Here is a 7,691-nt window from a genome sequence, read left to right as displayed (position 1 = left end):
CTTATCAAATAGTCGCTATAAATATCAAGAAGATCCAGTTTCATTTTTTGTCCTTAAAAACTTACAGACGAAAAATATGATTATTTCAAGCAGAAATCAACTATTGCTGCGTAACATCAGTTAATAAACTTTAAGAGGCTATTGCCGCATTCTTTCAAATCACATTTTTATGCTAAATTTCTATAGTTCGTTCAGGTATTTTTCTGACCTGATCACCTTTCGGGACAAGCGACTTCTTTTTTATTTTTGTTTTTATGCATGCATTTATTACAATATTTTTGAGAGTTCTATCGATGCATTATAGCAACAATTCTCTTTATTTAGCTACTCCCTTACTTTTTTCGTAAATTTTGATGATAAGATGCTGGAATTTTTTTACATCTGCTGCATCTATTCGTAAATTTAACTTAATTTTCTATATAGATCAAAACAATAATTTTTTTAGTTCACGATTATTTCTAGTAAAATTTTATATTATGTATTATACTGAAGTAGCTATCCTATAATCATCTATACTTTGAAAAAATAATTTTTTTATTTCTTTACTTCTTGTGATTGTATTGAGTTTCTTATGTTATGTTAAAAATTGTGTATTTTTTTATGAGGTATCCATGGGGGGGCTAGATAAATAATTCAGATTATGATAATAAATCATATAACAGTTTTTAGATTCTGAAGCTAGAGGTTTTATGGGTATTGATCATTCCAATTCAAGCGTTTCGTTAGAAACAAAAAAAAAGAGTGTTGACGAAGTTTTTCGAGAGATATCTGAAATTTTATCACAGTCTGTGGCTCACGGAAAAGAGATTACTATGGAGTCCAGCATTACGGGGACGTTTGGTGCGGATAGTTTAGACCAAATTGAACTCGTAATGGACTTAGAGAGAAAGTTTGGTTGTAAAATTTCTGACGAAGATATCAGTAAGCTTGGTACTGTGGGAGAAATCGTTGAGTTGATAATGCGGTTATCTTCTTGTGAGGAAAAAGTATAAAATTCAAGAGTGTGTGTTTCGGAAGTGAAAAATGATCCATCGTGTTGTTGTTACGGGAATCGGAGTTATAAGTCCTCTTGGTGTTGGGGTGTCTTGGGTTTGGGATCAACTCATAAAAGGAAAAAGTGGCATTCGCTCGATCGATTTAGGAGATTCTGATATTCCTTGCAAGATTGCGGGAACTATTCCTGAAGGTAATCAAGAAGGACAATTAGACTTTTCTCGCTGGGTTGTTCCAGGAGAATTGAGAAAAATGGATCGTTTTATTGCTCTTGCGGTTGTTTCTGCTCTAGAAGCTTTGAAAGATTCAGGATTTGATCCGCATTTAGAGCCTGAGGATACTGCTGTATTTTTTGGATCAGGTATCGGAGGATTACCGTTTATTGAAAAATACGTTAACGGGCTGGCAGTTAGATATCGGGAAGTTAGCCCCTTTTTTGTTCCTGGAGCTTTAATAAATTTAACTTCTGGACGAATTGGAATGTTAACAGGAGCAAAGGGTCCAAGTTTAGGTTTTGCAACTGCGTGTGCTGCCGGGGCTCATGCGATTGGTGAGGCGTTTTACGCTATTGCTAGTGGGCGCACTAAAGTTGTGATTTCTGGCGGAAGCGAGGCTACAGTGTGCAAAATTGGTATTGCTGGGTTTTCTTCAATGAGAGCTTTATCAGTTCGAAATCATGAACCTGAAAAAGCTTCTCGTCCTTGGGATAAAGATCGAGACGGTTTTGTTATGGGGGAAGGGGCAGTAACGTTAATATTAGAAAATTTGGATCATGCGTTAAGTCGTGGTGCAAAAATTTACGCAGAAATAGTTGGGTATGGGGCAACAAGTGATGCGTATCATGTCACTGCTGCATCTGGAGAAGGTGCTTATAGAAGCATGAAAGAAGCTTTACGTGTGGCAAAAATTTTTCCAGAAGATGTTGGGTATATCAATGCTCACGGAACTTCTACACCTTTAGGAGATAAAGTAGAGTTAGAAGCTGTTGAACGTCTTTTTTGTGAGGTTCCTAAAGAAAGATTACCTTTAATGTCTTCAACGAAATCTTCGACGGGGCATCTTTTGGGGGCATCGGGCGCATTGGAAGCATTTTTTTCCATTATGGCTTTACGTCATAAAATTATTCCTGCTACGTTGAATTTAGAGTCTTTTGAGTCTACTGACAGAGATTTGGGGATCGACTTAGTGCCTTGTATTTCTCGAAAAGTTGAAAATTTTTCTTATGCTTTGAGTAATTCTTTTGGTTTTGGGGGAACTAATGCTAGTTTAATTTTTAAGGTTTGGGATCAGGAGTAACAGAGATCCTTTAAAAATTTTTTATGTTTTTATTTTCCAAGCTTATGTGCCTGCATTTACTGTTTATGGACCTTTTTTGGATAAGAGATTGTATTTTTATAATTTATAATACTTAAATTATGTCGTGGCTAACGCACTTTAGAATCGTATAATTTTTGCTATAAATAAGGTGTCAATTAAAAATCTCCATAAAATTAAATCAATCAAGAGAATTTAATAGCAAGATAAAATATTTGAATTTGTATTGATATGAACGATCAAAATATTATCAGCAAAAAAATCTGGAATTGTTAGTGCAATACTGCTATTGTCCGTAACGTATACAAAATCTTTAAAACATCCTAAAGCAAGTCAAAAAAGATTCTACATTTTTTCAGAAAGACTGTAAAGCTAAAAAAGAAGGTCAATCACAGATTTTCACAAATGAGATTGGCGTTATTCTCGATATACCAAAAGTACATGGATATTCTATTGAAAGGATAATATAGCAAGCACTACTGGGGCGAAAAAGGAGGAACGAATAATATAATTGGAGAGTTTAATTGATGATACGTTGATGCTGTTGGATTGATAGAATCCTGCGTTAATACAAAATTTTACAGCTTGGTTGAGAAGTTTTTGCTATCCCACATCTCGAAAAAATCTGTTATCGTGATAGATAATTCTCCTTTTCATAAAAGCAAAGCTATTGAAATTATTATACAAAAACTCTGAATATGTCGTGTTCTACGTGCCTTTTTATTTTCCTGACTTAGCCACTCAAGAACAAATGAGACAAGCCAAGCACATTGGAAAATCTACTAACTACTCCTTAAATCAATTATTTCCTTTTATTTTAGCATAGCGTTTTAGAATAGATTAGCTATGGTTTTTTAAAAATAAAGATAAATTGTCTCTTGACACGGAATTAGTATTTTGTTTGAATACGCCTAAGGATGAAAATTCTAGGAGACAAAATTGATTTCTGAAAAAAATTTAAAAAATTCTAAGACTCACGAAAATTTGAAGGCTGCTTTTTCTGGGGAATCTCAAGCCAATCGACGTTACGAGTATTTTGCTCTAAAAGCAGATAGAGAAGGTTTTTCGGATGTGGCTGATTTATTTCGTTCTACGGCTCGTGGAGAAACTGCTCACGCGTTTCGCCACTTGGATTTTTTGTCTGAGGTTGGTGATCCTGTAACTGATTTACCTATCCGTTCTACTGAAGAAAATTTAATTTCTGCATCTTTTGGTGAGCGCTATGAGTATCAAGATATGTATCCTGGAATGGCAAAAACTGCAAGAGAAGAAGGATTTGAAGAAATAGCTAATTGGTTTGATGTCTTAGCTAAAGCAGAGCGTATTCATGCGGCAGGGTTTGAAAAAGCGTTAACTCGTTTACGACAAGAATTAGTATCTCAGGATTAATGTGTGAAAAATATTATTATTTTTTGTTTAGTGGGATTATCGGGATCTGGAAAAACAAGTATTTCAGAAAATGTTGCAAAATTTGGAGATATTGGAACGCTTATAAAAGTGACTACGCGACCTAAACGAACTTCTGATTTAGATACAGAGTATCGTTTTTTAAGTTCTGAAGAATATAATAAGCTATTTCGTGAAAATAAGTTGGCATTATGTAGAGAGTCTTACTCTGATCGTTATGCTGTGCCTTATTCATCTTTCGAGTATGCAAAAAAGAAAAATATTTTTACCTTTATTACTCCTTGGTGCTTTTTCAATACTTCGTTTTTTGATCCTAAGTTGTCTTATGTAAAAATTTGCTTAGATCTTCCAGAAGAAGATCGGATAAAAAGAATGTTAAAAAGAGGAGATAGTGAGGAGTATATTAATCGACGCTTAGATATTTAAAAATCGACACAGTTTTCTAATTTCTTTTTTCAGCAGCGTCGATAGTGTCAATTCGTTCTGGATAATAAAGATTCTTTTGAAGGAGTTATTAATAAAATTCGCTCGATGGCTATAAAATGAATCCATGTTTTAGAGGGGGATCTACAAATTTCAAATGTTTGGGGTAAATTGGTTAAGTGTTTAGTTTCACATTTTTATGGTATAACCTATAAAGAACTAAAGGAGGCTAATGTATGGGAAGTATACTGCATAACAATGCCAAGACGACGCTTCGAGTCCGAAAAAAATACAAAACTTTGTACAGAGCGCCGCTAAAAATAGCAAAGCGTTTGGGCCTTCACTATTAAAACTGTTTTGAAGAGGAAGAAAGCCGGTTGTGTTCAAGATAAATGCTCTGGCCCTGAACAGACAAAGCGTTTTATCTGCAACAGAAGTAAGAGATTTTGTGTGAATTCAGACGCGTTTCTAAGCTTCCGCTTGATGATGTTTATAGTGCTTTGAAAGAGAAGATTCCCAATCTTATGCGCTCTAATCTGTATCGATGCCTCAAAAGACTAAATATTTACCCCAAAAAAAAGAGTCGGCTCCTGAAAAAAGAAATTTATCTCCTTGGATTTGTTCGTATTGACAGTACAGAAGTTCTTACAAATCAAGGGAAATGCGACCTTTTTATGGCCATTGATCGTGCCACAAAGTACGTTTATGTCGAGATGCATTCAAAGATGTCGGTTAACGAATCAAGTGCATTTTTGAAAAATATGATCTCCCATTGTCCTTTTAAAATAACGAAAATTCTCACAGACAATGGGGCGCAATTTACCTATAAACCGCTTACGCAACACCTGAGGCCCAAAAAACGCACCCCTTTGATGTGATGTGAAAGGAGCATACCATTGAGCACAGATTTACCAAATTCAAGCATCCTTGGACCAACGCTCAGGTCGAAGTCAGCAACAGAATCCTCAAACAACGCACAACAAAGGCTTATTTTTACAAAAAGCTCGATGAACTGAAGCGCCATATAATGATTTTTGTGCTTTATTATAATCATCAAATAAAGCTGAAATCGTTTAAGTATTAGACCCCCTTTGATATTATCATGTTAAAATTTGAACGTAACACGTCTGATTTTAATCACAATCCAAACCACATGTTGTTGGGACTAAATAGTCTGTTTGTTGAGGCTGTTTTATACAGTACCCATGAAGGTATTCCTTGGCGTGATCTTTCCGGAAAGGTTTGGAGATTTTAAAGCCCCACACCCGTTTTACTCGTTGGAGCCAAAAAAAAGAGCATAATCAAGGCATTGGACGCTTCTCTGGGTAGAACCAAAATTTATGCACCGTGTGATGTCCATAAAAATTTGATCATTTTTTACCTTACACAAGGTCAGGAACATCAATAACGTGCATCACTGGCACTTATGTCGTATTCACGAACAATATTCTCTGATCTAGCGTCTGGACGATAAGTTACATAATTGAATAAAAGACCTTTTTTCTATAGTGGGCTTTGCACCCAAACGTATCTTTGGGCTACGATATCTTTCGCTTTTATAACGCAAATGCCATCTATTGAGTGTCATTTTATATGGACTCGTTGACATTATCTACTTTTTTGGAAAAAATATACCATATATCGCATTGCAATTCAACTGTTTTTACTATATGCGCTGCTTGCTCTATTGATGGGCTCTTTGCAACGCTTCTTCCTTTATCTTTTTATACCGCTTTTGCTATATGATAAACATGTGTATAAAAAGCGTCACTTAGTTGAATATTGTTTCAAAAAAATTAATCATTTTAGGCGAGCATTTTCTAGATTTGATAAAAAATATTCATCTTTTTTAGGATTCCTTGCGTTTTCTTCAATTATACTATGGCTTAGATGCACAAAACCTAAAAAGTTTAATCTAAACTTAATCATCTTCTTGTATAACTGTACTAGGGTCTATTCCAGATTCTTCAGATTTTGATTTTGCGTTATCAACTTGAGCACAAAATTCTAAATCTTTAATTTTTTTCATTACGTTATGCTTTAAAATATGAGAAGCCGAAGTTAGTGATTCGCTACTTTGATTGAATTGGCGAAGTGCCTGATCAAATTTAACTTCTAAACGATTACATTGATAAAAAAGTTGATTCACAATTTCCATGATTTTTTGAGTTTGCTGCGCAAGACGTTCTTGCCGCCATCCATGGGCTATGGTTTTGAGTAAAGCAATTAAAATGCTGGGACTCACAAGCACAATATTACGTTGACTTGCCCACTCAATAAGCTCTGGATTTATAGAAAGTGCAGAGCTTAAAAAGGAATCTCCGGGAAGAAAAAGTAACACAAAGTCTAAACTTCCTGACAAATGTTTAGGATAATTTTTTTCTGAAAGTTTCTTAATGTGTTGCATTAATAATTTTGCGTGCTCTTGAAGTTTACTTTGATAAATTTTAGCATCTGGCGCATTACACGCTTCTAAATAATGAATAATTGGAGTTTTTGCATCAATAATAATAAAACGAGATTCTGTTAAGCGAATAACAACATCTGGTCTTAAGACGCTCCCCCCCTGTTTAAGAACAAACTGCTCTTCAAAATCGCAATGCTCTAACATTCCAGACAACTCTAAAATTCGACGCAGTTGTAATTCTCCCCAAGATCCGCATACATGCGGAGAACGCAATGCCGTAACAAGATTTTGTGTTTGAATACCTAGCTCTTTTTGCCCTTCACGCATATGTAAAATTTGAGACTTTAATTGTTCATACGTAGATACACGGTCTTGTTCTATTCCTTTAAGATGCTTTAAGACTTGTTCTAATGCATGCCCTAAAGGATGCGCAGTTTGCTGCATAAGAAGTTGACATTCTTTAGACTGGGAATGATTCCACTGTTCTACTGCGGGTTTCAATACACTAAGGCAGTTTTTTTGAAATTCAAAAAGAGCGTGCTGACACACGGACTCCATCGTTCGATTCAAAGATTCAAAAGTTTGAGATTGTCGTAAAGTTTGACCTTGATTATCATCACGTTGTTCTTTGTAAAGGATCAGTGCTTGGGTTGCAACGTCTAAATCTTTTTGAAACAAAAGACGACGTTTATATTCTTTTAAATATATTCCAAAAACTACAGACGCACCCAATATAGCTCCCGAAAAAAAAATAAAAATTTCTGTATACAAGATTGTTTAAGTTTAAGCATGATATTTGAAGATAACATAATTTTCTAAAATATACTAAAATTAAACAATTATTCAAAAAAAATTGAAAATTCTCACGTAAAAATAGATAAAAATAATTTTTGATATTAGACCTTCTGCGTAAATAATTTTTTGAGAAAGAGGGCAGTGTTTTGTTTAGAGTTTATCTTTTTCAAGTTTTATTTTAAGCAAGAGCGAATCTATTTTTAAAGTTAACGAGCCCTCAATGATATTAACTGATGTTACGCAGCAATAGTTGATTTCTGCTTGAAATAATCATATTTTTCGTCTGTAAGTTTTTAAGGACAAAACATGAAACTGGATCTTCTTGATATTTATAGCGACTATTTGATAAGTC

8 protein-coding genes are annotated in these 7,691 nt (G+C 34.5%); 7 read left to right on the top strand and 1 reads right to left on the bottom strand.

What is annotated here, in order from left to right; genetic code table 11:
* The first annotated feature begins 689 nt into the window (after positions 1-689).
* The 7 genes from P618_RS08895 to P618_RS07945 all read left to right on the top strand — a co-directional run bounded on the left by P618_RS08895 (position 690) and on the right by P618_RS07945 (position 5,392).
* On the top strand, positions 690-992 hold the full coding sequence (locus P618_RS08895; protein ID WP_021826967.1) for an acyl carrier protein: 303 nt from the start codon (positions 690-692) through the stop codon (positions 990-992).
* Positions 993-1,023: 31 nt separating this feature from the next.
* Positions 1,024-2,289 (top strand): beta-ketoacyl-ACP synthase II, encoded by a 1,266-nt coding sequence (fabF, locus tag P618_RS04215; RefSeq protein ID WP_021826968.1) that lies wholly within the window; start codon positions 1,024-1,026, stop codon positions 2,287-2,289.
* A 957-nt stretch (positions 2,290-3,246) separates the two neighbouring features.
* A complete protein-coding gene (locus P618_RS04210) occupies positions 3,247-3,696 on the top strand; it encodes a rubrerythrin family protein (RefSeq protein WP_021826970.1) in 450 nt (149 codons plus the stop codon).
* Between the two features lie 3 nt (positions 3,697-3,699).
* Complete coding sequence (locus P618_RS04205) at positions 3,700-4,140, top strand: AAA family ATPase (protein WP_021826971.1); 441 nt, start codon at positions 3,700-3,702, stop codon at positions 4,138-4,140.
* Positions 4,141-4,661: 521 nt separating this feature from the next.
* Positions 4,662-5,015, top strand: coding sequence for a DDE-type integrase/transposase/recombinase (locus P618_RS09420; protein ID WP_420805326.1), 354 nt, complete (start codon positions 4,662-4,664; stop codon positions 5,013-5,015).
* Between the two features lie 17 nt (positions 5,016-5,032).
* Positions 5,033-5,221: an integrase core domain-containing protein gene (locus P618_RS09415; RefSeq protein ID WP_084024594.1), complete on the top strand. Its 189-nt coding sequence runs from the start codon at positions 5,033-5,035 to the stop codon at positions 5,219-5,221.
* 18 nt (positions 5,222-5,239) lie between these two features.
* Positions 5,240-5,392, top strand: coding sequence for a hypothetical protein (locus tag P618_RS07945; RefSeq protein WP_021826973.1), 153 nt, complete (start codon positions 5,240-5,242; stop codon positions 5,390-5,392).
* A 666-nt stretch (positions 5,393-6,058) separates the two neighbouring features.
* On the opposite strand, the gene P618_RS06100 is transcribed toward P618_RS07945, so the two are convergent.
* A complete protein-coding gene (locus P618_RS06100; protein WP_024161195.1) occupies positions 6,059-7,276 on the bottom strand; it encodes a DNA recombination protein RmuC in 1,218 nt (405 codons plus the stop codon).
* Positions 7,277-7,691 lie beyond the last annotated feature (415 nt).

It is taken from the genome of Holospora obtusa F1 (assembly GCF_000469665.2).
Taxonomy (GTDB): Bacteria; Pseudomonadota; Alphaproteobacteria; order Holosporales; family Holosporaceae; genus Holospora; species Holospora obtusa.
Note: the sequence above shows the minus strand (reverse complement) of the source record. Positions and strands in the feature narration are given on the sequence as shown.

Excerpts from the sequence above, each read along its gene's own strand:
- P618_RS08895 (WP_021826967.1), top strand. The coding sequence starts at position 690 with ATGGGTATTGATCATTCCAATTCAAGCGTTTCGTTAGAAACAAAAAAA.
- fabF (WP_021826968.1), top strand. The coding sequence starts at position 1,024 with ATGATCCATCGTGTTGTTGTTACGGGAATCGGAGTTATAAGTCCTCTT.
- P618_RS09420 (WP_420805326.1), top strand. The coding sequence starts at position 4,662 with ATGCGCTCTAATCTGTATCGATGCCTCAAAAGACTAAATATTTACCCC.
- P618_RS07945 (WP_021826973.1), top strand. The coding sequence starts at position 5,240 with ATGTTAAAATTTGAACGTAACACGTCTGATTTTAATCACAATCCAAAC.